The following is a 24,802-nucleotide window of genomic DNA, read 5'->3' on the forward strand; positions in this document are numbered from 1 at the left end:
CTCAAATCCGCCGTCGTCAACGCACCAGAAACGATCCGGGAACAGCTACGCCCCCTCACCAGCACCACGCTGGTGAAGGCATGCGCACTCCTACGTCCAGGCACCGTCGCTCCAGGCGAGATAGACGCGGCAGTCAAGACAGCACTGCGATCGACAGCGCGACGAATCCAGTTCCTCGACCAGCAAATCAAGGCCCTCGAGGCGCACCTGAAAGTGCTCATCGACGCCACCGCCACAGGCCTGGTCACCACGTTCGGAGTGGGCTACGAGACAGCCGCGCAACTGCTCATCACCGTCGGCGACAACCCGCACCGCATCGCCGACGAAGCCGCATTCGCCAGCCTCTGCGGTGTCGCACCGATCCCGGCATCATCGGGGAAAACGAACCGCCACCGACTCAACCGAGGCGGCAACCGACAAGCCAACCGAGCCCTGCACATCATCGTCATGGCCCGCCTCAAACACGACCAACGCACCCGCGACTACCGCGACCGACGACTCGCCGAAGGCAAAACCAAACGCGACATCATTCGCTGCCTCAAACGAGCCGTCGCCCGCGAAATGTTCCAACTCCTCACCCACAAAACCACCGCTTGACACTCATAGGAGCATCACATGCGGCGGAGCCGCCTCAACAGACCTTCCACTCCTCATCGACCAACCGCAGGTCGAAGGTGCGCGGCGACTTCTCGCCTGGATTCGCCTCGGTATACGCCTCAACCTGGGCGATTGCGCTCTCGCCATTGATCTGCACGGCTTCCACTGCCTCGACGATCGGGATGTTTCCCTGCTCGACCGCAGCGCGATGGACCTCCGCGAAATCGGCGTCGGAAATTTCCCGGTAATAGGTTTGGAGATCCCCGCACGAAGACGTACGCAACGTCTCCAGATCCCCTGAGCTCAGCGCCTCGGTGAAGGACTCTATCGACGTCCTGATCTGATCCTGCGTCGTATCCTCGGCGCGGTCGCCGGAAAGATAGACCAAGCCTGCGACACCCACGGCAGCGAAAACCATCAGAGCGGCGAGAACCCCGCCGAGCCAACGACGGCTGACCTTCCCCTGCTCGGGAGCGCCGACCCGCTGCGGTGACGCTGCTGAGGAGGCAGACTGCGAACGAGCTGCCTCGCCTCGCGCCGGAATGCGCTGGGGGCCGACGGGCTGCTTCGGCTTCGCCCCGCTGACAGGCTGTTTCGACGCCGAGTCCGGCTTGTCCTGCTTATCCGACACCCTTGTGCTCCCAACTGGACGAGACGTCCTGGTACAGCTCTGCGAAGCACCGAGCCTAACGGCAGGACCGAGGTCTCTCGTCGCACCCGTGCGTCGGTGTCGCGGCGCGCGGGCGACGGGGCACAATGGTCGACATGACATCTTTCGGAGACCTGCTCGGACCACAGCCGACGCTGCTGCCCGGTGACGAGGAAGCGGAGTCCGCGCTGCTGGATCACAAGGATCCAGCAGCGGTGGCTGCGGACTACCCGACTGCGTCCATTGCCTGGGCGTACTTGGCAGAGGCGGCGCTCGAGGCCGGTCGGACAATCACGGCGTACGCGTACGCCCGGACCGGATACCACCGGGGACTCGATCAGCTGCGTCGCAATGGATGGAAGGGATTCGGGCCGGTCCCGTACAGCCATGAGCCCAACCGAGGATTCCTCCGCTGCGTCGCCGTCCTCGCCAAAGCCGCGCGGGACATCGGGGAGAACGACGAGTACGCCCGATGCCTCGACCTCCTGGAAGACAGCGATCCCAAGGCTGCGGAAGCGCTCGGCCTCGGCTGATCGGTCTCTCGCGGAGGGGCTTCGCCCGACCGCCCGGCGTGGACGAGCACGTATGCGCGCCGGCCGCGCCCGTCTGCAACTGTCATTGTTGCCGATCATTCAGTGTGCGCTCGCGGCCGGTGTCGCATGGTTCGTCGCCACCGATCTCGTCGGTCACGAGCGGCCGTTCTTCGCTCCGATTGCAGCGGTTGTCTCGCTCGGGGTGTCTCTGGGTGCCCGGACGCGTCGCTCGGCGGAGTTGGTGGCGGGCGTCACCGTGGGAATCGGCGTCGGCGACCTGATCATCTCCGCCATCGGCAGTGGGCCGTGGCAGATCGCGCTGGTCGTCGTGCTGGCGATGGCGACGGCGGTCTTTCTCGATGGTGGTCCGATCATCGCGATGCAGGCAGGTTCATCTGCTGTGCTCGTGGCAACGCTGATACCGCCGGGGGATTCGGGTGGCTTCGACCGCATGGTCGACGCTCTGATCGGCGGTCTCGTCGGGATCGCGATCGTCGCTCTGATCCCGACGCATCCGGTGTGGCGGGCTCGCAAGGACGCGGCGAACGTGATCGGAACGGCTTCGGAGGTGCTGCAGAAGGTCGCCGACGGGCTCGTCGCCAACGATCCCAAGCCGATCGAGGAGGCGCTGCGGAAAGCCCGTGCGACACAGTCCGATATCGACACGTTGCGGACCGATCTCAAGGGTGGCCACGAGATCGCCCGAATCTCGCCGTTGTACTGGGGTCACCGCAACCGCTTGGCGGGCTTGGCGAAGACTGCCGATCCCATCGACAACGCCATCCGAAATATCCGGGTACTCGCGCGTAGGTCGCTGACGCTGGTGCGTGACGACGAGATTCTCGATCCGCGATTGGTCGACGAAGTGGAGAAGCTGGCGCAGGCGATGGAGGTGCTGCGTCGCATGGTTCTCGCGGATCCGGGGGAGCAACCAGATGCGGCTGAGGCAGCCCGGGTGCTTCGGTCGGTAGCGTCCGGGGCCAAGGCGGAGTTGATCACCAACTCGGGGCTGTCGGCGACGGTGGTGCTCGCGCAGATTCGCTCCATCATCGTCGACCTGCTCCAGGTGGCGGGGTTGAAGAGGATCTCGGCGTTGGCGACGCTGCCGCCGACCGTCGAGAAGCCGAGTGTGGAACCGGACCTGTTCTGACCCCCTTCCATTGCACACATGCGCATGTACGCATATGGTGAAGCTCGGCATTCGACCGAACGAAGGGGAGTCATGGGCGCGGGGCACGGGCACAGTCATGGAATGACGGGTGCAGGCGGCGCGGCGCAGGCGTCGACCAAACGCATCCGCAACATGGTGATCGCGCTGGCGATACTCATCGCCTTCCTGGTGCTCGAAGCCACGGTGGCGTTGTGGATCAACTCGCTCGGCTTGCTTGCCGACGCCGGCCACATGCTCACCGACGTGCTCGGAATGTCGATGGGACTCATCGCGTTGCTGCTCGCCCGACGGGGGAGCGCCGCGGCTGCTCGCACGTTCGGATGGCATCGCGCCGAGGTGCTCACTGCCATCGCAAATGCCGTTCTGCTCCTCGGTATCGCGGCCTTCATCATGTACGAGGCGATCGACCGGATCGGCGACGCTCCGGACATCCCAGGTCTCGCGCTGATCCTCACCGCCACCGCGGGACTGCTCGCCAATCTCGTTGTCATCCTGCTCATTCGTGGCGACGCGAAGGACAGCATCGCAGTGCGCGGTGCTTACATGGAGGTGCTGGCCGACGCGGTCAGCAGCGTGGGAGTGCTCGTCGCCGGGATCGCGATGCTCGTTTTCGGCTGGACCTGGGCGGACATCGTCGTCGGCGTCCTGATCTCGCTGTGGGTCGTGCCCCGGGCGATCAAGCTCGCCGGATCGGCGCTGCGCATTCTCACGCAGGCCAGCCCTGATCATGTCGATGTCGAGGCTGTCCGCGCAGACCTCGCCGCCCTCCCCGGCGTGGTCGGTGTACACGACCTGCACATCTGGACGCTCACCACCGGAATGGACGTCGCGACAGTTCATCTCGAATGCGACGGAGCCGGCTCGGTACTGCTGGCACGGGCCAAGGCGGTGCTCGCCACCTACGGCCTCGATCACGCGACCGTTCAGGTGGAACCGACCGCTGAGGGGGCAACGTGCAGGGACGAGCTCACCTGGTGAATCGAGCGCGTTTGGCGCGGTACAGCTCCGCGTCCGCGCGGGCGAGGACATCGGAGATCGGCTCCTCGACGTCCGTCGACGTCGCCACCCCGATGCTCGCGTAGGGCAACGACGCGACGGTGGCGCGAACGAACTCGTCCACTTCCGCCGTCGACTGCTCGGTCAGAAGGGCGGCGAACTCGTCGCCGCCGACTCGTGCGATGACAGCGCCCTCTGGGGCCGATTGCGCCCAGGTCGCCGCCAACCCCACCAGCAACTCGTCCCCGGCGCGATGACCGTCGGTGTCGTTCACCGTCTTGAAATCGTCTACGTCGACGATCGCCACCGTCACCGGAACAGTCGACGCATCCTCACGTCGAGCGCGCAGGCCCGTGACCGCATCTGCGGTGGCGATCTCCCACCCGGCGCGGTTGAACACTCCTGTCAGCGGATCGGTGCACGACGCTGCGATCAGCGCTTTCGTGACGGTGCCGAACGTTTCCGCCGCTGCGAAGACAGCGACCGCGAAGATCAGGTAGGTGATCGGATAGACGGGCGCCGGTGACCGCAGCACCGCGAGCAGCACCAGCGCCACGAGGATCCCGACCAGGATGCGGGCATCGCGGTCGCGATGAAAGGCGCGGATGTACATCGCCAGAAACATCGCCGCGATCAGGCACGGGAATTGCGCTGCCGTGAGTACATGGAACGCCATCACAGCCGGCGTCGCCAGCATCGCTGCGGCCAACGCGACGCCGTGCCCGGCGGTCGTGCGGGGACGCATCCACAACATGAGGACACCGATGACACCCAGGCACAGCGCGATCACCCCGCCGGTGATGTCGGCAGTGACTCTGTCGCCGTGAGGCAGGACCGTCGCCACCACTCCTGCTCCGTACAGGAACGTCGTCGCACAAAGAAACTGCATCAGAAGCCGTGTTCTGAGCCCAGCGATACCGTGCACCGATCCCGGGTGCAGAACTTTGTCGAACAGGCGCATACGTTCAGCCTTCCAGGGTTAGCCTTCCCTGTCCTCGCCAGGTCGGAGTGATCTTTCCGATGCTCACCTGGTGAAGGACTGCACCTGCGCCCCCGGCCGCCACAGTTCGATCTGCATGTGATCGTCGACGAGCGTCGTCAGCACGACTTCGGCGATGTCGAGATCGAACACGTGGTACGGGGTCAACTCGGGCGGAGCGGCGTCGAAAATCCGCTGTAGTTCGTCGGGATCGGTCAGCTCGACGGCAGTGCCGGAGAGCTTCGCGTCGCCGCCGTCCATGGTGTGGTGGCCAGGATTGCTGTGCAAGGCAAAGCGTGGATCGCGCTGCAGGTCAACGGCCTTGAGTGCGTTCGGCATCGAACCGAGCCGCAGCAGGCCGTTGTCGGTGAACTCCACCTCGGTACCGCTGACGCGGGGAGATCCATCCTTGCGAAGCGTTGCCAGCACGTGATGCTTGTGTGCTTTCAAGCGTGCAGCCACAGCCGCTGACATGGCGGGCGCCGCAGTAGCGAATTCTGTCCAGGTAGCCATGGAATCAGTATCGGCTTTCCTTCACCGGACCAGTAGCCATTCCCGATCGTGTCGGTAGAACGTCGACCGCTTGACCTCCCGATCGCCGGGAACTCCGTCGCGGACGAGGTGCGCGGCGACGGCGCCCAGTTGCATCGCCCGTCCTGCAGTCCATCGACGACCGAACAACGTGCGGCGTCCGGTCAGGCGCGCTTCGAGACCTGGCATCTCGGGCGTCGGCATCACCTCGACGCCCGTGGCGTTGCCACGGAACAACTGCGTGTCGTCCACGTACGCCTCGCCCTCGAGTGGCGCGCCGGAAGGGCCGTTCACGACGGCTCGGCCCACCACGGCCACACCCGCGTCGTCCCGAATGAGTGGTAGGGGTTTTGCGGTGCCGGTCATGGCGACTTTCGCGGCTCGCGAACCGGTCCCGGTCTTGTAGATGTGGCTTGCCGTGGTGGAGTGCTCGGGCACGAATGCGACCTCGATATGCAGGCGCTCGGTACGCATCAGGCGCGTCAGCAGTGCCGCGAGGGACGCGTCGTCACCCAGCACGATGACCCGCGGATCAGAGACGGTGCCGACGGTGGAGAACAGGGCATCGCATTCGTCGTTGGTCGGAACCGTGGAGGCGGGGGTGACCGGAACGTCCGTCAGTGAGATGGGTATCGGCGGGTTTCCGCATTGCAGGACGAACGGTGTCACTGGGCCGACCTCGGGTGCCGACTGCGTCGTTCATGCGTCTGTCTCACAGTGCTCCCCCATAGGTGCTTGCGGTCGTCACCACCGTAGCGCCATGACCGGTGCACTCTCCCCTCGGCTAGACTGACGCCCCGGCCTGCCTGAACGCCTGGCAGCAACCTGCGCCAGTTCATTGCACGAGAAGAAACACCAGGAGAGTACATGCCGGCGATAGTCCTGATCGGCGCCCAGTGGGGCGACGAGGGCAAAGGCAAAGCCACCGACTTGTTCGGGGAGCGACTGCAGTGGGTGGTTCGCTACCAGGGCGGCAACAACGCCGGCCACACGGTCGTACTTCCCAATGGAGACAAGTACGCACTGCACCTGATTCCCTCGGGCATCCTGACGCCCGGTGTGAAGAACGTCATCGGCAACGGTGTCGTCGTGGATCCGGGTGTGCTGCTGACCGAACTTGCGGGCCTCGAAGAACGTGATGTCGACACCTCGGGTCTGCTGCTCAGCGCCGATGCGCACCTGATCATGCCGTACCACGTAGCCATCGACAAGGTCACCGAGCGCTTCCTCGGGGCCAGGAAGATCGGCACCACCGGACGCGGTATCGGGCCTTGCTACCAGGACAAATTCGCTCGCGTGGGCGTCCGTGCCGCGGACGTGCTGGACGAGAAGATCCTGACTCAGAAGGTCGAGGCCGCTCTCGAGTTCAAGAACCAGGTGCTCTCCAAGATCTACAACCGCAAGGCCCTCGATCCGCAGCAGGTCGTCGACGAGGTGCTCGGCAATGCAGCCAAGTTCAAGCATCGCATCGCCGATACCCGGCTCGAGCTCAATCTCGCTCTCGAACGTGGCGAAACTGTGCTGTTGGAGGGCTCGCAGGGCACACTTCTCGACGTCGATCACGGCACGTATCCGTTCGTCACATCCTCGAACCCGACGGCAGGCGGTGCGGCTGTCGGTTCCGGTATCGGACCGAACAAGATCACGACGGTCCTCGGCATCCTCAAGGCCTACACGACGCGCGTCGGGTCGGGTCCGTTCCCGACGGAGCTGTTCGACAACTCCGGGGAGTATCTCGCCAAGCAGGGCGGTGAGGTCGGCGTGACGACCGGCCGCGCTCGTCGCACCGGATGGTTCGACGCCGTGATCGCCCGGTACGCGACCCGCGTCAACGGCATCACCGACTACTTCCTGACCAAGCTGGATGTGCTCTCGAGCCTCGACACCGTCCCGATCTGCGTGGCGTACGAGATCGACGGCGAGCGGCACGACGAAATGCCCATGACGCAGACCGGTTTTCATCACGCCAAACCCGTGTACGAAGAGATGCCCGGTTGGTGGGAGGACATCTCCGGTGCCCGCACCTTCGAAGATCTCCCACAGAACGCGCAGAACTACGTGCTGCGGCTCGAGGAGCTCGCGGGTGCGCACATATCGTGCATCGGCGTGGGCCCGGGACGCGACCAGACCATCGTGCGACGGGACATTCTCGGTCCCCAGTAGATAGCACAGCGCAGACAGCACAACGCCCCGAGGCTCGTATGCCTCGGGGCGTTGTGCTGCGTGGACCATCTCAGGGGCTGACTAGGGTCTTTTGGCACGTTACAGATGGCCAAAGGATGTCACTTTGGGTTGGTTAAAGTCCAGGTAAAAGAACTATTGGACTTTTACCCTGTTTTTGCTAACGGATTCCTTTCGCTTCCCGAAACAATGTGTGTCGCACACAGTTGCGTTGGCCCACGAAAGCCACCCACTACCCGTCGGGTAGTTCACACCCGGCCCGGATATGCAGGGCCGAATCCAAAGAGAAGAGATGCTCATGAACAAAGCAACCAAGGGCGCCGTCGCTGCAGGCGCAGCCGCGGTGCTACTACTCGGCGGATTGGGATCCCTCGCGCTGTGGCAGGACACCGAATCCGTCGGCGGCGGCGCGATCAATTCCGGCGAGCTGAACTTCGAGCCAACCGGTACGCCCGGCGTCTGGACCGATATTTCCGAGGGTGGATCGGTCGTTATCGGGGCCGACCCGTCCGGCTACCTGATCGTCCCCGGTGACATCCTGACCTACACCAACAGCTACACCGTCAACTCGGCGGGCGAGAATATCGAGGCCACAATCACGGCCGACTTCACGCAGGTCACCGGCGACCCGGCTCTGGCTGCGGCGCTGAACACCACGGTGGCAGTCGACGGCGGTGCCGCCCTGCCGAACGGTTCTGCGGTGGAGCTTCCGCTGACCTCGCCCACACAGACCATCGCCGTCACCGTCACCATCACGTTCGACCAGGCGACGACCGATCTGGTGGCGCAGAACGAGACCGTCAATTTGAATGCGTTCACCCTGACGCTCGACCAGGTTCGACCCACTCCGTAACTCGAAGTGGCAATCAGGCATGGTCGGTACTGGGCACTGGCAGCAGCGTCCGTCGTCGTGGTGGTCTACGGATCAGCACAGACGACGGGCGCGCTGTGGCGCGACGAAGTAGCCGTCGCAGGCGGCACGCTCAACTCCGGCACGTTGGACATCAAGGTGGGTCCGGACGGCGCCGAGGTCGACGACTACGTGCTCGCGGCGCTCGGTTCGACGAACCTCGGCCCGAACGGCTCCTCGCAGGCCCCCCTATCGATACGCAACGCGGGGGACGTTCCCTTCGACTATCGACTCCAGGGCTCGACGGTGACGGGTGCGGTGCCCCTCACCCTGACCGCCACCCTCGTGTCCACGGTGGGAGATTGTCCAGCAGTAGGTGCACCGACGGGCCCGGTGACCGTCCTTTACACCGGCAACGCGCAGGGCGCGCAGACCCTGGACACGAGAGCGCTGGCCCCCGGTGCCAACGAGGTGTGGTGCTTCCACGTCGCCGTTGGTGCCGATCCACCGCAGGACCAAACATCGACAGTGAGCTTTTCGTTCAGAGCGGACCAGGCATGAGCACCGACGACACCGACGTGATTCCCGTCGTCAAGGGTGATGAGGAGGACGGGCACACCGGTGCATGGTGGTGGATCAGTCGCATCGTGTCGTACACCCTGCTGGCTGCGATGCTGACCATTCTGGCAGCCACCGTCGTTGTCCCGCGGGTAACCGGTTCGACGCCGTACACCATCCTCACCAGTTCGATGAGGCCCACGTATCCGCCCGGCACCCTGGTCGTCGTGAAGCCAGTGGATCGCTCCGAGCTCACTGTCGGCACTCCCGTCACCTACCAGATTCGGTCCGGTGAACCCGAAGTCGTGACCCACCGCATCGTCGCAACCCAATTCAGCGGCGATGGCATCACGACCTACATCACGCGCGGGGACAACAACGGGTCCGACGACGAGAACCCGGTTCGATACGGGCAGATCCGCGGGAAAGTCTGGTACTCGATGCCCTACCTGGGCTATGTCAACAACTGGCTCAACGGCGAACAACGTCGCATCACGGTCACCGTCATCGTCATCGGCTTGGGCGCCTACGCGCTGTACATGTTCGTTGGCGCCGGCAACGACTACCGGAAGCAGCGTCGTGAGTCGCGGGCGCCATGAAGAGGAACACCGCAGTTCTTGTTATCGTCGCGCTCGTCGCGATCGTGACACTGGTACTCATCGGTGCCGGACCCTCGCGTCCGTCCCCGACCGTGAGCTTCAGCAGTGACGGTCTGACATGGTCTTCGAGTCTCCCGAACCCTTTGTTCGACAAGAGAATTCGGTGGGTACCCGGCGACAGTCGAACCAGTACTTTCCACGTCTTCAACGAAACCGATCGCGGCGGGAATGTCCAGATATTCGCCACGAGCTCGAACCCCGCCTTCGTCGAGGCTCTCGAGGTGACCATCGACCGTGCCCAGGTGAACGTTGCCTGCGCTTTCGTCGAGGTCCTGCCCCATGAGAAGAGGCGGATCGATACGACCGTCGCCATGGCAGTGAACGCAGGCAACGGCACTCAGAATTCCTCTGCGGATCTCGATTTCGTGGTGCAGTGGGACAACGAGAACGCGTGCTCGATCGGCGCCGGCCAGAACGACAATACGGAAGGAGTGCAGCCCTGATGGCGCGCCACAGTAGTGACGGTAGTTTCGCGCCGAGGACAATGCTGCGCCGCATCGGGACCGCGCTCATCGGGGCCCGCGCCCGCGCCATCATGTCGATCGGCATCGTTCTCGGTCTCGGTGCTGTGGGAACGCTTGCCGCGTGGTCGGATACCTCCTCGGCAACCTCGGGCGCATTCACGACGGGGACAATCGACATCAAGGTGGGCGACCCGGCGGTCGATAACAATCCGCCCATTTTCGCAACCACCTTGACCAAGACCGACATTCTTCCGGGCGAAACCGTGAGTGCACCCTTGCGGGTGACCAACAGTGGCACTGTGGGTTTCACCTACACGATCGCGGCCTCGACGAACAACGGCACACTCGGCGCCTTGCTGAACACCGCCGTGTATGCCGATACCGCATGTACCGGAACTCCGCTCAGCACGATCACGGGCTTGACCGTCGCCACCCAGAATTTTCAATCCAACTCGGTTGCGCTATCCAGGCCGATCGGTGCCGGTGACCCGGCGGACAATCTCTGCTTCTCGGTGACCATGCCGAGCACCGCGACAGCCCCGGCGTCACCGATCACCGGAACAGTTACCTACTCACTCCTAGCGACGTCGGTGTAGTCATGTCGAACCACACATCTCCTACTGTCGCCCACACCAGGCACCGCCGTCGAAAACTGGCGCGCGAGATCGCCCTCACTGGTGGGGCTCTCGCGGGCTTGCTCTGCGTGCTGATCGCCTTGGCAGCAATCATTTTCGGGATCACACCGCTCGTCTTCCGATCGGGATCGATGTCGCCGGCGATCGAGACCGGCGCCCTCGCCATCAGCAAGGAGACGCCCGCGACCGAGGTCGCGGTGGGCGACATTGTCAACGTCACCAACGCATCAGGCGACGGGATCACCCACCGCGTCGTCGACATCGGCGCGGTCGGTACCGACAGTGTCCAGCTCATTCTCCAAGGCGACGCGAACACCGAAGCGGACGCCGAAACCTACATCGTCGACGAAGTCGGCCGCGTCGTGTTCAGCGTCCCGAAACTCGGATACGCGGTGACGTGGTTGAGCGGCCCGGTAGCCGTCTTCCTCGGTGGGGTGTTCGTCGGTGTCCTGATCATGATCGCCTGGCGACCCAGGGCTGACGAGGACCGAGACCGCGAGGACCGAGGTACGGACGAGCCTGGTGGGCGAGATTCCTCTGGTGGGCACAGCAAGGCCTCGCTCACGGTGATCCTCGCGATCGGGACGATCGGGGCACTGGGTCTCGCCGGAACCAACCCTCCCACCACCCTGGCGGCATGGAACGACCCTGCGACCGCGACCAGCGGAACCTTCACGACTGGCCTGCCGCCGGTTCCGGTGCCTGGAGACCCGACGTGTGTCGATAGAGCGGGCTCCTTCGGTGTGGGCGCCTACGTGACGATGTCGTGGGCGCCTCCGCCGGGATCGGGCTACACCTACCGATGGACGATCACTCGGCTCGGGACAAGCATGCCACCCCACACGGTGACGATTGCATCTGCTGATGTGCACAATGGAACCTGGTTCGAGACCCTGACCGGCACCTGGACCTTCACCGTACAAACGGTGTCCGGAACCCGGGTATCGGCGCCGAGCCGGGGTTTCACAGTGACGATGACCCTGACGACCTCGGTCTTCAACCTGTTTCCCGCCGCGCGATGTGGAGCTCTGGCTCCCGACTCGGCTCCGGCAGCGGCCCGACTCGCGCCGGAGGAACTGTCGAGCTCATCGACTACCTCGTCGACTACCTCGTCGACAACCTCGTCGACTACTTCATCGACTACCTCGTCGACGGCCACCGAGGCTCCGAGTAGCACACCAGCGCCATCGAGCACCTCGGTCGCACCCGTAACTACGACGGAGGTGCCCACGACCGAGCCACCCACGACTGAATCGCCTGCCGCACCGGCGCCGGAAGCGTTGCCTGACACGACAGAGGCCGCGCCTGCCGACTTGATCTCTCCGCAGACCTCACCCTCAGGGTCCTCGGTGGCGCAGGTCGTCGATATCGGCGGTTCGCCGACCCTGCAAATCATCGACAGCGCGGGTGCCGTGCAGTACAGCGCTCCGATCACGTCGAGCCCGGAATACGGGTACGGCGTGGTGTGGGCCTCGGGGGACCAGCTCTGGCTCCTCGGGCCAGACCAGTTGGTGCGGCTGGACGAAGCAGGGTCGGGGTGGACGCGCACTGTCGTCGACGCTTCGGCGACCGACGAGATTCCTGCGGATATCGCGGCTTTGCTGAATTGAGGTCACGTTTGGGGCAATTATCATGAATTGTCGTGGCGGCAATCGCAGATTTGTGGACAATAGTGGTCACACAACGCGCCGAAAGGTCCTCCGATGACTGCTTCATACAACGGTCTCGAAGTATTCGGATATCAATTCGATCGCTTTGCTTACGAACATTCGTGGATCGGTGAGCAAGTCGGTGAATTCATGCTGGGTCCGGGTGGAGGCGGGATGCTCGAGTACCGTCGAGCCACGGTGTTCGCTCTACCGGACGGCGGCGCTCACGAGGTACACGGAGAGATCCTCGCCTGGTACCTCGGTCACGGTGGGCCGTACGGTGAGCTCGGCTATCCGATCAGCGACGAGAAGCCGACGCCCACCGGATACGGGCGCTACAACCTCTTCCAGCACGGCGCAATCGGGTGGATGCCTGAAAGTGGAGCATTCTTGATCGGACAAGTCGCTGAGGGGGATGCCCCGGAAGACGCCGCCGACGACTCCCGTCCCGTTTTGGTCGGCTGAAAAAATCCGCCGGTTCGGTATGTGACCTCATTGCGTAATTGATGTGTGCAAAATCGGCGTCGATCAGATCCAATTCCTGCATTGACCCGATATTGGCAATCATGCAAGAAAAATTGCTTTAGTCATTTTGATAACGTTTTGGTGATTCTGGTTTGACCGGCGAAAAGTGCGCTTTACGCTCCGGTGGCCGGTTCGGTTGGCAACAGGTGTGACCGTGAATCATTCAAGCGAAAAGAGTCGGGCAATGACCGATCAACCACAGAATCTCAACAGACGACGCAAGGTTCGCGCCCTCCTCGCCGGAGGGCTGGTGCTCGGCATCGGAGCGGCCATCACTCTCGCCGCGTGGACCGACAACGTCTTCGGAAACTCCGACTTCGCCACGGGCGACGACGCCTGGAACATCCAGGCAGACTTCACACCTACCGGGGCCGGAACATGGATCGAAGCCGATGTATCACCCGGTGAACCCTTCACCTTCCCCGCCACGAGACTGGACCTCACACCGGGAGACACCGTGTACGCGCCGGTCGCGCTTCGGCTCGAGCCCGGTCAGACGTTGGACGCCGCAGTCACGCTGAACGGCGCCACCGGTGGTACGACCGATCCGGCTCTGACCGCAGCGTTGCGCTACACGGTGACCCAGGGCGGCACCTCGACAGACTGCACCGCGGGAACGCCTGGTCCGACAGCGCTTGTCACCGATGCGGTGCTCACCACAGGTAGCGTCGCCAACGCGATCACCCTCGTCGCCGACGCGACACCGGTCAATCTGTGCTTCGCAGTGACGCTTCCAGCGGGCTCGCCGAACACATTGTCCGGCCTTGCAACGGGTCAGGTCGTGTGGGAATTCGTCGGCACCTCGGTCACGCCTTAGCGCATGGCATCGGTACGCCAACGCCAGAGGAGGGCGCTGGCAGCGGGGGGAACCGTTCTCGGCATCGGAGCGGTACTCGTCGCTGCCGGCTGGACCGACACAGTGCTGGGCAGCACCGAATTCGCGACGGGTTCGCAGTTCGGAATCGAATCCAGCGTCGACGGCGGTTCGATGTGGTCCTCACACCCCACCGGGGCACCCAACCCGCTGGCATTTACGACAACAGCCACTGGAATGATTCCCGGGAGTGTAGTTTTCGCACCCGTCGAGTTGCGGACGGAGGCCGGATCGGCCGCAGCCTCGGTGACATTACAGGGCGCGGCGTTCTCGGGATCTGGGGTCGGGAGTCTCTCCGTTGCGCTTCGGTACCGCGTGGTGCGCGAGTCCGCCGGCTGTGATGCTGCAGCGTTCACCGGCAGTCCGAACTACGTGGTGGGTAGCGGTGGACCGGTGTCGTTGGACACCTCTGCACCGGTCGCCTTCCCGCTGCCTGCAGGGGCCGGCCCCACCCTTGCCGGGCCGGCGGTGCCGCTGTGCTTCGAGGTCAGCCTTCCTGCAACGCAGGAGAATTGGACCGACGCGACTCTGCAGAGCAAATCGCTCGTCGCCAACTGGCCCTTCGAGGGCACGTCCTAGAACCGAGATGGGAACAATGACTCCCGAGACGAATCACACGAAGCAGCCGCGACGCTCCTGGTGGGGCATCGCGGGCGATGTCTTCCTCAACACACTCGCCGTCGGCGGGATCATCTGTATTGCCCTCGTCGCGTGCGCGTTCGTCTTCAACATCACGCTCATCATGTTCAAGACCGGCTCGATGTCGCCGGCGATTCCCGCGGGTTCGCTTGCCGTGGTGCGTGCTGTTCCGGCGGACTCCGTCGGGGTCGGCGATGTGGTCACCGTCGATCGCGAGGGAATGCTACCGGTGACCCATCGAGTCGTTGCGACGGAGACGATCGAGGAATCCGGGATCACAGTGCTCGAGCTCAAGGGCGACGCCAATGCGCAGGCCGACCCTGGTTTGTACCAGGTCACCGAAGTGCGCACGGTTCTGTGGTCGATGCCTGGTCTGGCGCGCGTGATCGTCTACTTCTCCAACCCCTACGTCCTGGGGCTGATCACGTTGTCCATGGCAGGTCTCGTGGTTGCGGTCTTCTGGCCACGCGAAGAGAAGGGAAGCGACAGCCTGGAAGAATCGCAGACGCGCTCATGAACCTCGATCGTCGGTGGCCGATCCTGATGCTGACGCTGCTGGTGTTCGCTGCACTGGTCCCCGGGCGACTCCTGGTGTCCGAGACCGAGGCCGCATGGACCGATTCCGAGTATGTCGCCGGCACCGTCGGTTCCGGTACGTGGGAGAACAGCGGCTATGCACGTTCGATATCGGGCCGGTTGTCCGGGGTCAGCGGCATCTCCATTGGGCTTCTGGGTAATCCGCTGCCCTGGAACGGCATGCAGTCTCTACGAAGCGACGCGAACATCGGCACCTCGCGGTCGACGAGTGCGGGCCCGTATCAGACTGGGAATCTGCTGGCGGTTAACGGCCTTGCATTCGAATCCTCGGCCACGGGACCACTGGCGCCGTCTGCACCGATCACCGGGTCGTCGTGTGCGCAATTTCTCTCGAGTGGAACTCCGGACCACTGCGCGCCGGTTAACCCTCTTTCTTCTGCCGAGTCGGCACTGACTGCTGCGCGCCTTCGTATCTCGATTCTGGGTGTGCTCGGTCTCGGAGCATTCAATGTGGACGTCATCACCGTGACCCCAGCTCGGCAACTGACTGCATCGGTCGTGTGTGATCCGATTGCCGGAACGAGTTCGGCGACTCCTCCAGCATCGGCAGATGGATTGGTGCAGATAGGAACCAGGACGTTCGCCGTGCCCGCTGCCGGTGGTGTCACGCCGATCTCGTTCACCGAGAACAATGGTCGGGCTCGCTTCGATCTGACCCTGTCTAGTTCCGTTTCCGCGGCCGGTGCACCCGAGGGCTTCTCCAAGCTGACGCTGAGTGGGACCGCAACTGCGTTGGGTCTGTTGGGACCGGTTTTGGAACTCGGCTTCACGTTGAACCTGGTATCGGCCGAATGCGGTCCAGGATCTCCCGCCGCGCTGCCTTTGGCCGCTGTCGTCTCCGCCAGGACATTCGACCAGCCGACGGAGGAAGAACTGACCGAAGCTCAGACGGCCGAGGTAGAGACGACTCCTGAGCCCACATCAACCACTGAACCCACATCAACGACCGAGCCCACAACAACGACCGAGCCCACAACAACCACTGAGCCCACAACAACCACTGAGCCCACATCAACGACCGAGCCCATCGAACCCCCACCGACCACCGACTCTCCACCCCCTACGACATTGTTCACTGGACCAGCCGAGGGAAATGTCGAGTCCATGACATTCGAGGATGGCCTCGTGTGCGCAGTGCCGGAGGACGCGGACTACGCGGGCACAATCGATCTCACGTGCAGTGACGGTTCGTCGATCAGCGCGACCGGTTCGGCACTGAGCCCGGATGCGGTTGCGGCTGCGACCGTCGACGGAGTGTGGATGCCCGTTCTGACGCCGGGTGGGATCGCTGAGCCGGTCTCGGTGGCGTCGCGGGGGTGAGTGTTTGCGGGTGAGTGCGTGCGGGAGTGCACACAAATCGACCTCGGAGGGCCGGATGTGCCTGTGCAGCCATACCTGTGTGCAACCAAGCACGGCGCTCCCGCAAAGCAAGTCCACTGAGTCGAAACTGGATTTGGTCAAGCGTGCCAGTGGTCCGGATAATGAAGTCCATGGCTACTCGGGTACTCAATGCGTCGTCGCTGGCACGCGATCTGGGACGCTGGCAGCCGGAGGTCGAGGATGCGTCCGGTCGGCGTCGAACGTCCAGGCCGACGTACCGAGCGCTCGCCGACGGGATTCGCCTGCTCATTCACGACGGTCGAATTCCGCTGGGGGTGGGCTTGCCGAGCGAGCGTGATCTGTCGGCGGCTCTGGATCTCAGCCGGACCACCATCACCTCCTCGTATGCGGTGCTGCGTGAAGAGGGCTATCTGATCAGCAAGCAGGGTGCACGGAGCACTGTCGCGCTGCCGACGAAGGCCGAAGCCAACCGGCCCGCCGTGCAATCGCGCAACACCAGTGGCCCGATCATCGACATGAGCCACGCCGCGATGGCCGCCCCCACCGAGGCGATGATGGCGGCGTACCAGTCTGCGATGCACGCGCTGCCGGCGTACCTGTCCAATCACGGCGTGGAACCCGTCGGCATCGCGGTGCTACGTGAAGCCGTCGCGCGACGCTTCGTCGAACGTGGCTTGCCGACGACGGCCGGCCAGATCATGGTCACCTCCGGCGCCCAGCAGGCCCTGCGGCTGCTGCTCGGCACGCTCATCTCACCGGGCGATCGCGTTCTCATCGACCACCCGACGTACCCCAACGCGCTCGAGGCGCTCCGGCGGATCGGCGCGGGGCCGGTGCCGGTGCCGATCCGCCCGGTCGGCGACCCCTGGGATCTCGACGGAATCCGGAGCGCGGCACGGCAGACGGCATCGAAAGTTGCCTACATGATCCCCGACTTCCACAATCCCACCGGACGATGCCTCGACGACGGTGGACGCAGCGAACTGGCGAGGATCGCGCGGGAGACCTCGATGACGATGATCGTCGACGAGACCATGGTGGATCTGTGGCTCGACGCGCCGCCACCGCCCCCGGTCGCGTCGTACGGGCGAGTGTCCGGCACCGATATCGTGACGATCGGGTCGGCGTCCAAGTCGTACTGGGGTGGTCTGCGGATCGGCTGGATACGCGCCAATCCGGCGCTGATCAGCCGTCTTGCCGGTTCGCGAGCGGGGCACGATCTGGGAACCTCGGTGATGGATCAGCTTGCCGCAGGCTTCCTGCTCGAGGATGCCGACGCGATCCTCGACACCAGGCGCGACGAGCTACGTGAGCGCCGTGACGTACTGGAAAGCGCTTTGGCGCAGCATCTTCCGGACTGGACGTATCGTCGGTCGACCGGCGGCATGTCCTTGTGGCTGCAGCTTCCGGCTCCGGTGTCGAGCGCACTGGCCGCCACCGCACCGACGTTCGGGGCAGTGCTCGCCGCGGGTCCGCGCTTCGGTGTCGAAGGTGCTTTCGAGCGGTTTCTTCGTATGCCCTACACCCGAGAGCCCGCCGAGTTGACCGCGGCGGTCGCGGCGACGGCGGGTGCGTACCAGGCGCTCGCACCGAACACCGACGCCGAGCAACCCGCCCTGGTCTTCTGACGTTGTGAGTGGAAATGCATAGCCCGCTATGCATTTCCACGCACATGCGGCGGAGCCGCCTCTAGCGCCAGAGCGACTCGGCGTCCGCTGCGGTCGACGGCGGTGCGGTGGGTGTTCCGTTGGCCGTACGCGAGAATCGCGGCGCCGGGCGGTGCTGGGTGACCCCTCCGATGTCGATGAGGGTGCCGCGCTCCTTCAGGTGCACCTGCTCGGGTGCCTCGGCGAAGGTCAGTACCGGCGAGACGCAGGCATCCGTGCCGTCGAAAATGGCCGCCCACTCGTCGCGCGTCTTGGTCTTGAACGTGGTGGTGAACAGCTCACGCATCTCGGGCCAGCGTTCGCGTTCGCCCTGGCCGGGAGTGGTTGCGGGGTCGAGTTCGAGGAGTCGGAGCAACTCGGCGAAGAACTGGGGTTCGAGTGCGCCGACCGCCATGTACTTGCCGTCGGCGCTTTCGTAGGTGTCGTAGTAGGGCCAGCCGGTGTCGAGCATGTTGACACCACGCTCGTCCGACCAGGCGCCGACGCCGCGCATGCCCCAGATCATGTGCGAGAGTGCCGCCGTGCCATCGACCATGGCGGCGTCCACTACCTGGCCCTCACCGGAGGTCTGACGCTCGAACAGCGCGGCGAGGATGCCGAAGACAAGGAACATCGAACCGCCACCGAAGTCGCCGACCATGTTGAGCGGCGGTACCGGCCGCTCACCCTGCCGTCCGATGGCGTGCAGAACACCCGTCACCGAGATGTAGTTGATGTCGTGGCCCGCGGCCGACGCCCATGGCCCTTCCTGGCCCCAGCCGGTCATGCGGCCGTAAACGAGTCGTGGATTACGAGCCAGCGCGTCCTCGGGTCCGAGGCCGAGACGCTCGGTGACGCCGGGCCGGAATCCCTCGATGAGAACATCGGCGCGCTCGATGAGCCCGAGCACCTTCTCGATGTCCGTCGGGTCCTTCAGGTTGGCCTCGACGATGGTGCGGCTGCGCAGCTGCTGGTCGTGCGGAGAGATCTGACCGGCACGCTGAACGCGGACCACATCGGCGCCGAGATCGGCCAGCAGAAGCGCTGCGTGCGGACCGGGTCCGATGCCCGCTAGTTCGACGACGCGCAGTCCTGTCAGTGGTCCACCGCTACTAGACACGTTTCCTCGTTCCGGTCAGGCCGACTTCGATGAGATCGGGTTGTGAATCGAGGTTAACTTGCGGAGGGGAGCGGGCATGACGGGGGCATGGATAATGAGCGGGTGAGCGCAGCAACGGAACCAGCACGCATCGGTACACCACTGACCCCGGGGGCTACGCGAGTGATGCTGCTCGGCGCCGGCGAGTTGGGCAAGGAAGTGATAATCGCCTTCCAACGGCTCGGCGTCGAGGTGATCGCAGTCGATCGCTACGACAACGCCCCTGGCCACCAGGTCGCCCATCATGCGTTCACCATCGATATGAGCGACCCGGAGCAGCTTCTGGCGCTGATCGACGCGCAGCAACCCGATTTCGTCGTGCCGGAGATCGAGGCCATCGCCACCGACGCGCTCGCGGAGGTCGAGGAGAGGGGTCGGACCGTGGTCATCCCGACGGCGCGTGCGACGCAGTTGACGATGAACCGAGAGGGAATCCGACGGCTCGCCGCCGAAGAGTTGGGCCTACCCACGTCGCCGTATGCCTTCGCTGAATCGTTGATCGAGGTGGAGAACGCCCTCGGCGCCATCGGCTTCCCTGCCGTCATCAAGCCGGTGATGTCGTCCTCGGGCAAGGGTCAGTCGGTTGTCCGCGGCCCCGAGGACGTCTCCGCTGCGTGGGACTACGCGCTGACGGGTGGGCGTGTGGACCTGGGCCGCGTCATCGTCGAGGGGTTCGTCGACTTCGATTACGAGATAACACTTCTCACCGTTCGATCTGCCTCCGGGACCGAGTTCTGCGAGCCCGTCGGGCACCGTCAGGAATCTGGCGACTACGTCGAATCGTGGCAGCCGCAGCCGATGTCGGATGCCGCTCTCGCTGCCGCGCAGGCAGTCGCCGAGAAGATCACCACCGCACTCGGTGGCCGAGGGCTGTTCGGCGTCGAACTGTTCGTCAAAGGCGATGACGTCTACTTCTCCGAGGTCAGCCCACGCCCCCACGACACCGGGCTGGTCACGCTACGGACGCAACGCTTCTCGGAGTTCGAATTGCACGCCCGCGCCATCCTCGGTCTGCCAGTGGACACCACACTGATCTCGCCCGGAGCCTCCGCGGTGATCTACGGCGGAGTCGACGCGGAAGGCATTGCCTACGAAGGCGTTGCCGACGCGCTGGCGGTACCGGAGACAGACCTACGGTTGTTCGGCAAGCCGACGAGCTTTGTGCGTCGACGGATGGGGGTGGCGGTGTCGACGGCGAAGGACATCGAGACCGCCCGCGCTCGCGCGACCGAGGCCGCGAGCAGAGTCCGTCCCGTCACGTGAGTGTGCTGGGCGAGGTTCTCGTCGCGCTGGCCATTCTTGTCGGCCTCGTCGGGATCGTGGTGCCGATCCTGCCCGGCACCATCCTCATTCTCGGGGCGATCGGTGTGTGGGCGTTTCTCACCGGCGGCTCCGTCGCCTGGGGGACATTCGCGATCGCGGCCGTGCTGCTCGTGCTCAGCGGTATCGTCAAGTACACCTGGCCGGGCCGTCGGATGAAGGACGCCGGAGTCCCGACGCGCTCCCTCGTCATCGGCGGGCTCGTCGGCATCGTCGGGTTCTTCGTGATTCCGATTATCGGGTTGTTCATCGGCTTCATCGGCGGCACGTACGTCGCCGAACTGCCCCGGCATCGCGCAAATCATGCTGCGGCGTGGCGGTCGACAGTGCACGCCACCAAGGCAGTCGGACTGTCGATCCTGGTGGAGTTACTCGGCGCGCTGCTGGCGAGTGGGGTGTGGCTGGGGGCCGCGCTCTTCCTCAGGTGACGCGATACCAGGCGCGGGCATTGCCGTCGAGCACTGCGGGCAGATCCCCGCCGACCGCTTCGGCGACCAGGTCGAGATCGGATTCCTGGAACGGACGGGGGGAGCGAGTACCGGGCAGGTCGGTTCCGAACATGAGCGCCGACGGATTGACCGCGTGAATGTGCTTCATGGTCGCGACGATGTCCATGTCCACCCGGCCGAAGCCGGAAGCTTTGACCCTCGCTCCGCGGTCGACCAGGTCGAGTAGGTAAGACAAGCCCTGCGAGGACATCCCGAGGTGATCGATGCTCACGGCGGGCAACCTGCACAGAATCGGTTCGAGCGAGAGCAGCATCGACGCCTCGACGTACAATTCCGCGTGCCACCCGACCAGATCGTGCACCCGCCGGGCCAGAGAAGTGAGCATCTGCACGTCGGTGGCGCCGCGCATGAGATTGAGGCGGATCGCCCGGACACCAGCGCGATCGAGGCCGATTATGTCCTCGTCGGATATCGCCGGATCGAGCTGGGTGACACCGACCCATCCGTGCCCCAAGGTCTGCAGTGCGGAGAGCAGGAAGTCCTGGTCGGTGGTGTGGAAGGACGCGCTGATGATGGCCCCTCCGGTGATGCCGAGCCCATCGGTGTCGCGTTCGTAGTCGGCAATCGTGTACGGCTCCGGCTGGTATCCCTGGTTCTCCACGAGAGTGAACCTCGGATCGAGGATGTACCGATGGGCGTCGAACACGCCCACAGTTTGCCAGCTGCGCGGTTTCGGCACCTCGGGGCCCTGTCCGATGTTTGAATGCGAAGCATGAAACCCGACGTCACCGTCGTACTCGACGGATACACATATTTCGAATGTCCACGCTGGCACGACGGCCGAATCTGGGTGTCGGACTTCTACAGTCACCGAGTCATCTCGGCGCAGGCAGACGGATCGGACGTCCGCGTCGAAGCCGAGATCCCGCAGCAACCGTCGGGACTCGGGTGGCTGCCGGACGGCCGACTGCTGGTGGTGTCGATGCGCGATCACACCATCCTCCGCCGCGAGGACGACGGCTCGCTCGTCGTGCATGCAGACCTGTCCGCCCACGTGAAGGCCAACCTCAACGACATGCTCGTCGACGACCGTGGGCGCGCGTACGTCGGCAACTTCGGCTTCGATCTGATGAACATGGCGACGCCCGATACCGCCGACCTGATTCGGGTCGATCCGGACGGTTCTGTGCGAGTGGTGGCCGAGGATCTGTACTTCCCGAACGGCATGGCTTTCACCGGCGACGGTGAGCTTCTGGTCGACGAAACGGTAGGCAACCGCATCAGCGCTTTCGCGGTGCGTCCCGACGGATCACTGGGGGAGCGGCGTGATTGGGCGAAGTTCGCCGAACTGCCCGATATGAGCGATATGGCAACGGCGCTCGGTCAGCTCGTGGTCGCGGCCGACGGCTGCTGCATCGATACCGATGGATCTCTGTGGGTGGCCGACGCCCTGGGCCAGCGAATCGTGCACGTCGAACCGGGCAAGGGCATCGTCGATCAGCTGGAGTTCGACACCGGTGTGTTCGCCTGCGGATTGGGTGGTGACGACGGACGCACCTTGTTCGTCTGCGCTGCGCCCGATTTCAACGAACACCAGCGCAAGGTCGAGACCGAGGGAAAACTGCTGGCTGTGCGCGTGTAGGCGCTACGCGCATGTGAGTGGTTTTACATAGCCCGCTATGTAAAACCACTCACATGCAGCGGAGCTGCCTAAGCCTTGTCCGGCTCCGACGCCTTGAGCATGTCGTGGCGTTCGACGACCTTGACGCGTTCGCGGCCTTCGGGTTCACCGAGGGAGCGTTCGTGGGCGTCGAGGCGGTACCAGCCGTCCCAGGTGGTGAAGGGGACCTGTTTGCCTTCGAGGAAGTCCGTGACAGCCCGCTCGGCGGGTTCAGCGGCGCCGTCGAAGGTTGGTGCGTCCTCGAGGAGGCAGGCGACGGTTTCGTTGGCGTCACCCTTGGTGTGACCGATGAGGCCGACAGGTCCGCGCTTGATCCAGCCGGTGACGTAGGTGCCCGGCACGTGCGCACCGTTTTCCTGCACGCGTCCGGCTTCGTTGGGGATGGTGCCGGCTTGTTCGTCGAAGGGGAGTTGGCTGATGTTCTGGGAGAGATAGCCGACGGCGCGGTAGACGGCTTGAACGTCCCAGGTGTTGTAGTTGCCGGTGCCCTTGACGTTGCCGGTGCCGTCGAGTTCGGTGCGTTCGGTGCGTAGGCCCGTGACTTTGCCGTCCTCGCCGAGGATTTCGGCGGGGGATTCGAAGAAGTGAAGGAACAGTTTGTGGGGTCGGTTGCCGGCGTCGCGAATGGCCCAGTCCTGCAAAGTGTTGGCGACCATATCGACCTGCTTGGAGCTGCGACGGGCATGCTCGGAGCCCTCGTCGTAGTCGATGTCCTCGGGGGCGACGATGACTTCGATGTTGGGTGAATGGTCGAGTTCGCGCAGTTCGAGGGGGGTGAACTTGGCCTGTGCCGGTCCGCGGCGACCGAAGACGTGGACTTCGGTGGCCTTGTTGGTCTTGAGGCCCTCGTAGACGTTGGCGGGGATCTCGGTGGGGAGAAGTTCGTCGCCGGTCTTGGCCAGCACGCGGGCGACGTCGAGAGCGACGTTGCCGACGCCGAGGACGGCGACCTTTTCGGCGTCGAGTGGCCAGGTGCGGGGAACGTCGGGGTGACCGTCGTACCAGGAGACGAAGTCGGCTGCGCCGTAGCTGCCATCGAGGTCGATGCCGGGGATGTTCAGTGCGCGGTCGGCGTTTGCGCCGGTGGAGAAGATGACGGCGTCGTAGAAGCGGCGGAGATCATCCAAGGTGATGTCGGTGCCGTAGTCGATGTTGCCGAGGAGGCGGACCTGCGGCTTGTCGAGGACCTTGTGCAGGGCGGTGATGATGCCCTTGATGCGGGGGTGGTCGGGGGCAACGCCGTAGCGGATGAGGCCGAAGGGCGCAGGCATGCGTTCGAAGAGGTCGATGCTCACGTCTGTGTCGGACTTCATGAGGGCGTCGGCGGCATAGATGCCGGCTGGTCCGGCGCCGACGATGGCAACGCGGAGAGGACGAGTCTGGTCAGTCATGTGCAGCGAACTACCTTCGTCGATGGCAAGTGCGGACACCCCAGCATAAATTAAGTGTTACCTGATCTGGGCTGGCGGGCCAATGTTGACTCTAGTGCCCGTGGTGCCCTGCCGACCCGAGACCGTCAACCCCGGCGAGCGGCGCCTCGGGGACGGGAGGGAAGATTGCACCCATGGCGTCGTGGCGGGAGCGAAGAGAGCAGTGGATCGAAAGCCGTGAGGAAGCGCAGAACAACGCTTCCGCAGCGGCTGCCGAAGCAGGGGAGCGACGCCCGGCCACCGCGTGGCCGTTCCTGATCGCCGTCGCAATCGTCGTGCTGGTGCTCGGCGCTGTTGTCATAGCGTCGAGGGTTTCGCCCGCGGAGAACAACGTCACCCAGGCTCAACTTCTGACGGACAGCATCTCCGATTTCGTCCGAGCGCAGAACGAGGGCGACGCTGATCTACTGCGCCGGGCTACTTGCGAGGCGCAGGTGGCGCGGTTGATACCGGGCAGCGACGCTGATTACTCCTCGGCGCGGGCGGACGAGGTGGCCGAGAACGGGAAAATGGAAGTCGACGGTGTGCCGACCGGCTACGAGGTGAACGGTGACCGCGGTCTCGTCACGGTTACCACGAGATTCGACGAGACCGACGCGACGTCGACCGAACAGTGGCGATTCGTTCGCGTCGACGAGAACTGGCTGGTGTGCAATGTCTGAGTTGTCGATATTGCCGGGTGTGGAAGG

At 64.3% G+C, this 24,802-nt stretch carries 28 protein-coding genes; 21 read left to right on the plus strand and 7 right to left on the minus strand.

Features of this window, described 5'->3' with window-relative positions:
* A partial coding sequence (locus KVY23_RS01550) for a transposase (protein WP_230555050.1) occupies window positions 1-597 on the plus strand: 597 nt, incomplete at its 5' end.
* A 34-nt stretch (window positions 598-631) separates the two neighbouring features.
* On the opposite strand, the gene KVY23_RS01555 is transcribed toward KVY23_RS01550, so the two are convergent.
* On the minus strand, window positions 632-1,228 hold the full coding sequence (locus KVY23_RS01555) for a hypothetical protein (protein ID WP_230555051.1): 597 nt from the start codon (window positions 1,226-1,228) through the stop codon (window positions 632-634).
* A 134-nt stretch (window positions 1,229-1,362) separates the two neighbouring features.
* On the opposite strand from KVY23_RS01555, the gene KVY23_RS01560 reads away from it, so the two are divergent.
* The 3 genes from KVY23_RS01560 to KVY23_RS01570 all read left to right on the plus strand — a co-directional run bounded on the left by KVY23_RS01560 (window position 1,363) and on the right by KVY23_RS01570 (window position 3,928).
* Window positions 1,363-1,779 carry a DUF3151 domain-containing protein gene (locus KVY23_RS01560; RefSeq protein WP_075838420.1) on the plus strand — a complete coding sequence of 139 codons (417 nt, stop codon included), beginning with the start codon at window positions 1,363-1,365 and terminating at the stop codon, window positions 1,777-1,779.
* A 52-nt stretch (window positions 1,780-1,831) separates the two neighbouring features.
* Window positions 1,832-2,929 carry an aromatic acid exporter family protein gene (locus KVY23_RS01565; protein ID WP_206509198.1) on the plus strand — a complete coding sequence of 366 codons (1,098 nt, stop codon included), beginning with the start codon at window positions 1,832-1,834 and terminating at the stop codon, window positions 2,927-2,929.
* Window positions 2,930-3,001: 72 nt separating this feature from the next.
* Window positions 3,002-3,928, plus strand: a complete 927-nt coding sequence (locus KVY23_RS01570) for a cation diffusion facilitator family transporter (protein ID WP_075838384.1) — start codon at window positions 3,002-3,004, stop codon at window positions 3,926-3,928.
* On the opposite strand, the gene KVY23_RS01575 is transcribed toward KVY23_RS01570, so the two are convergent.
* From KVY23_RS01575 to KVY23_RS01585, 3 genes are all read right to left on the minus strand, one after another.
* Window positions 3,918-4,907, minus strand: coding sequence for a GGDEF domain-containing protein (locus KVY23_RS01575; RefSeq protein WP_206509197.1), 990 nt, complete (start codon window positions 4,905-4,907; stop codon window positions 3,918-3,920). The two genes, KVY23_RS01570 and KVY23_RS01575, sit on opposite strands and share 11 nt — an antisense overlap.
* Window positions 4,908-4,970: 63 nt before the next feature.
* Window positions 4,971-5,438: a pyridoxamine 5'-phosphate oxidase family protein gene (locus KVY23_RS01580; protein ID WP_206509196.1), complete on the minus strand. Its 468-nt coding sequence runs from the start codon at window positions 5,436-5,438 to the stop codon at window positions 4,971-4,973.
* A gap of 21 nt (window positions 5,439-5,459) precedes the next feature.
* The gene (locus tag KVY23_RS01585) at window positions 5,460-6,125 is read right to left on the minus strand and encodes a hypothetical protein (protein WP_206509195.1); all 666 of its coding nucleotides are present in this window, start codon (window positions 6,123-6,125) and stop codon (window positions 5,460-5,462) included.
* A 198-nt stretch (window positions 6,126-6,323) separates the two neighbouring features.
* Here KVY23_RS01585 and KVY23_RS01590 point away from each other — a divergent pair, with 198 nt between their 5' ends.
* The 13 genes from KVY23_RS01590 (at window position 6,324) to KVY23_RS01650 (ending at window position 18,056) form a co-directional block, all read left to right on the plus strand.
* Entirely contained in the window at window positions 6,324-7,619 is a 1,296-nt protein-coding gene (locus tag KVY23_RS01590) for an adenylosuccinate synthase (RefSeq protein ID WP_075838380.1), read from the plus strand.
* A 316-nt stretch (window positions 7,620-7,935) separates the two neighbouring features.
* A complete protein-coding gene (locus KVY23_RS01595; RefSeq protein WP_230555052.1) occupies window positions 7,936-8,490 on the plus strand; it encodes an alternate-type signal peptide domain-containing protein in 555 nt (184 codons plus the stop codon).
* Between the two features lie 6 nt (window positions 8,491-8,496).
* Window positions 8,497-9,048, plus strand: a complete 552-nt coding sequence (locus KVY23_RS01600; RefSeq protein ID WP_230555053.1) for a hypothetical protein — start codon at window positions 8,497-8,499, stop codon at window positions 9,046-9,048.
* Entirely contained in the window at window positions 9,045-9,644 is a 600-nt protein-coding gene (locus KVY23_RS01605; RefSeq protein ID WP_230555054.1) for a signal peptidase I, read from the plus strand. Before KVY23_RS01600 ends, KVY23_RS01605 begins: the two co-directional genes overlap by 4 nt.
* Window positions 9,641-10,147 (plus strand): hypothetical protein, encoded by a 507-nt coding sequence (locus tag KVY23_RS01610; RefSeq protein ID WP_230555055.1) that lies wholly within the window; start codon window positions 9,641-9,643, stop codon window positions 10,145-10,147. Before KVY23_RS01605 ends, KVY23_RS01610 begins: the two co-directional genes overlap by 4 nt.
* Window positions 10,147-10,764: a SipW-dependent-type signal peptide-containing protein gene (locus KVY23_RS01615; RefSeq protein WP_230555056.1), complete on the plus strand. Its 618-nt coding sequence runs from the start codon at window positions 10,147-10,149 to the stop codon at window positions 10,762-10,764. The genes KVY23_RS01610 and KVY23_RS01615 overlap by 1 nt, the downstream gene beginning before the upstream one ends.
* A 2-nt stretch (window positions 10,765-10,766) precedes the next feature.
* The gene (locus KVY23_RS01620) at window positions 10,767-12,413 is read left to right on the plus strand and encodes a signal peptidase I (protein ID WP_230555057.1); all 1,647 of its coding nucleotides are present in this window, start codon (window positions 10,767-10,769) and stop codon (window positions 12,411-12,413) included.
* Window positions 12,414-12,506: 93 nt separating this feature from the next.
* A complete protein-coding gene (locus KVY23_RS01625; protein ID WP_230555058.1) occupies window positions 12,507-12,917 on the plus strand; it encodes an LGFP repeat-containing protein in 411 nt (136 codons plus the stop codon).
* 244 nt (window positions 12,918-13,161) lie between these two features.
* Window positions 13,162-13,794 (plus strand): SipW-dependent-type signal peptide-containing protein, encoded by a 633-nt coding sequence (locus tag KVY23_RS01630; RefSeq protein WP_230555059.1) that lies wholly within the window; start codon window positions 13,162-13,164, stop codon window positions 13,792-13,794.
* Between the two features lie 3 nt (window positions 13,795-13,797).
* Entirely contained in the window at window positions 13,798-14,430 is a 633-nt protein-coding gene (locus tag KVY23_RS01635; RefSeq protein ID WP_230555060.1) for a hypothetical protein, read from the plus strand.
* Window positions 14,431-14,446: 16 nt separating this feature from the next.
* Entirely contained in the window at window positions 14,447-15,007 is a 561-nt protein-coding gene (locus KVY23_RS01640; RefSeq protein WP_230555061.1) for a signal peptidase I, read from the plus strand.
* A complete protein-coding gene (locus KVY23_RS01645; protein ID WP_206509187.1) occupies window positions 15,004-16,407 on the plus strand; it encodes a hypothetical protein in 1,404 nt (467 codons plus the stop codon). Before KVY23_RS01640 ends, KVY23_RS01645 begins: the two co-directional genes overlap by 4 nt.
* Before the next feature lie 170 nt (window positions 16,408-16,577).
* Window positions 16,578-18,056 (plus strand): PLP-dependent aminotransferase family protein, encoded by a 1,479-nt coding sequence (locus KVY23_RS01650; protein WP_230555062.1) that lies wholly within the window; start codon window positions 16,578-16,580, stop codon window positions 18,054-18,056.
* Window positions 18,057-18,117: 61 nt separating this feature from the next.
* On the opposite strand, the gene KVY23_RS01655 is transcribed toward KVY23_RS01650, so the two are convergent.
* The gene (locus tag KVY23_RS01655) at window positions 18,118-19,194 is read right to left on the minus strand and encodes a CaiB/BaiF CoA-transferase family protein (protein WP_230555063.1); all 1,077 of its coding nucleotides are present in this window, start codon (window positions 19,192-19,194) and stop codon (window positions 18,118-18,120) included.
* An 87-nt stretch (window positions 19,195-19,281) separates the two neighbouring features.
* Between KVY23_RS01655 and purT the strand changes: the two genes are divergently transcribed.
* Together purT and KVY23_RS01665 are read left to right on the plus strand one after the other, a co-directional pair.
* Window positions 19,282-20,496, plus strand: a complete 1,215-nt coding sequence (gene purT / locus KVY23_RS01660) for a formate-dependent phosphoribosylglycinamide formyltransferase (protein ID WP_268994634.1) — start codon at window positions 19,282-19,284, stop codon at window positions 20,494-20,496.
* Window positions 20,493-20,981: a DUF456 domain-containing protein gene (locus KVY23_RS01665; RefSeq protein WP_230555064.1), complete on the plus strand. Its 489-nt coding sequence runs from the start codon at window positions 20,493-20,495 to the stop codon at window positions 20,979-20,981. The genes purT and KVY23_RS01665 overlap by 4 nt, the downstream gene beginning before the upstream one ends.
* Here KVY23_RS01665 and KVY23_RS01670 read toward each other — a convergent pair.
* The gene (locus tag KVY23_RS01670) at window positions 20,974-21,708 is read right to left on the minus strand and encodes an amidohydrolase (RefSeq protein ID WP_230555065.1); all 735 of its coding nucleotides are present in this window, start codon (window positions 21,706-21,708) and stop codon (window positions 20,974-20,976) included. The genes KVY23_RS01665 and KVY23_RS01670 overlap by 8 nt on opposite strands.
* Window positions 21,709-21,774: 66 nt before the next feature.
* On the opposite strand from KVY23_RS01670, the gene KVY23_RS01675 reads away from it, so the two are divergent.
* A complete protein-coding gene (locus tag KVY23_RS01675; protein WP_371829821.1) occupies window positions 21,775-22,644 on the plus strand; it encodes an SMP-30/gluconolactonase/LRE family protein in 870 nt (289 codons plus the stop codon).
* 68 nt (window positions 22,645-22,712) lie between these two features.
* Here the strand turns inward: KVY23_RS01675 and KVY23_RS01680 are convergent, their stop codons facing one another.
* Window positions 22,713-24,074 carry an FAD-dependent oxidoreductase gene (locus KVY23_RS01680; RefSeq protein ID WP_230555066.1) on the minus strand — a complete coding sequence of 454 codons (1,362 nt, stop codon included), beginning with the start codon at window positions 24,072-24,074 and terminating at the stop codon, window positions 22,713-22,715.
* Window positions 24,075-24,247: 173 nt separating this feature from the next.
* Here KVY23_RS01680 and KVY23_RS01685 point away from each other — a divergent pair, with 173 nt between their 5' ends.
* Window positions 24,248-24,775, plus strand: a complete 528-nt coding sequence (locus KVY23_RS01685) for a hypothetical protein (RefSeq protein WP_206509180.1) — start codon at window positions 24,248-24,250, stop codon at window positions 24,773-24,775.
* The last annotated feature ends 27 nt before the right edge of the window (window positions 24,776-24,802 follow it).

The sequence above is a fragment of the Rhodococcus sp. I2R genome, from assembly GCF_020889545.1.
Taxonomy (GTDB): Bacteria; Actinomycetota; Actinomycetes; order Mycobacteriales; family Mycobacteriaceae; genus Rhodococcoides.

What these genes read in the sequence shown, in the direction of transcription:
- KVY23_RS01640 (WP_230555061.1), top strand. Translation starts at nt 14,447, where the DNA reads ATGACTCCCGAGACGAATCACACGAAGCAGCCGCGACGCTCCTGGTGG.
- KVY23_RS01615 (WP_230555056.1), top strand. Translation starts at nt 10,147, where the DNA reads ATGGCGCGCCACAGTAGTGACGGTAGTTTCGCGCCGAGGACAATGCTG.
- KVY23_RS01570 (WP_075838384.1), top strand. Translation starts at nt 3,002, where the DNA reads ATGGGCGCGGGGCACGGGCACAGTCATGGAATGACGGGTGCAGGCGGC.
- KVY23_RS01645 (WP_206509187.1), top strand. Translation starts at nt 15,004, where the DNA reads ATGAACCTCGATCGTCGGTGGCCGATCCTGATGCTGACGCTGCTGGTG.
- purT (WP_268994634.1), top strand. Translation starts at nt 19,282, where the DNA reads ATGGATAATGAGCGGGTGAGCGCAGCAACGGAACCAGCACGCATCGGT.
- KVY23_RS01610 (WP_230555055.1), top strand. Translation starts at nt 9,641, where the DNA reads ATGAAGAGGAACACCGCAGTTCTTGTTATCGTCGCGCTCGTCGCGATC.
- KVY23_RS01680 (WP_230555066.1), bottom strand. Translation starts at nt 24,074, where the DNA reads ATGACTGACCAGACTCGTCCTCTCCGCGTTGCCATCGTCGGCGCCGGA.
- KVY23_RS01625 (WP_230555058.1), top strand. Translation starts at nt 12,507, where the DNA reads ATGACTGCTTCATACAACGGTCTCGAAGTATTCGGATATCAATTCGAT.
- KVY23_RS01675 (WP_371829821.1), top strand. Translation starts at nt 21,775, where the DNA reads ATGAAACCCGACGTCACCGTCGTACTCGACGGATACACATATTTCGAA.
- KVY23_RS01590 (WP_075838380.1), top strand. Translation starts at nt 6,324, where the DNA reads ATGCCGGCGATAGTCCTGATCGGCGCCCAGTGGGGCGACGAGGGCAAA.
- KVY23_RS01635 (WP_230555060.1), top strand. Translation starts at nt 13,798, where the DNA reads ATGGCATCGGTACGCCAACGCCAGAGGAGGGCGCTGGCAGCGGGGGGA.
- KVY23_RS01565 (WP_206509198.1), top strand. Translation starts at nt 1,832, where the DNA reads ATGCGCGCCGGCCGCGCCCGTCTGCAACTGTCATTGTTGCCGATCATT.
- KVY23_RS01650 (WP_230555062.1), top strand. Translation starts at nt 16,578, where the DNA reads ATGGCTACTCGGGTACTCAATGCGTCGTCGCTGGCACGCGATCTGGGA.
- KVY23_RS01595 (WP_230555052.1), top strand. Translation starts at nt 7,936, where the DNA reads ATGAACAAAGCAACCAAGGGCGCCGTCGCTGCAGGCGCAGCCGCGGTG.
- KVY23_RS01580 (WP_206509196.1), bottom strand. Translation starts at nt 5,438, where the DNA reads ATGGCTACCTGGACAGAATTCGCTACTGCGGCGCCCGCCATGTCAGCG.
- KVY23_RS01685 (WP_206509180.1), top strand. Translation starts at nt 24,248, where the DNA reads ATGGCGTCGTGGCGGGAGCGAAGAGAGCAGTGGATCGAAAGCCGTGAG.
- KVY23_RS01575 (WP_206509197.1), bottom strand. Translation starts at nt 4,907, where the DNA reads ATGCGCCTGTTCGACAAAGTTCTGCACCCGGGATCGGTGCACGGTATC.
- KVY23_RS01560 (WP_075838420.1), top strand. Translation starts at nt 1,363, where the DNA reads ATGACATCTTTCGGAGACCTGCTCGGACCACAGCCGACGCTGCTGCCC.
- KVY23_RS01620 (WP_230555057.1), top strand. Translation starts at nt 10,767, where the DNA reads ATGTCGAACCACACATCTCCTACTGTCGCCCACACCAGGCACCGCCGT.
- KVY23_RS01605 (WP_230555054.1), top strand. Translation starts at nt 9,045, where the DNA reads ATGAGCACCGACGACACCGACGTGATTCCCGTCGTCAAGGGTGATGAG.
- KVY23_RS01630 (WP_230555059.1), top strand. Translation starts at nt 13,162, where the DNA reads ATGACCGATCAACCACAGAATCTCAACAGACGACGCAAGGTTCGCGCC.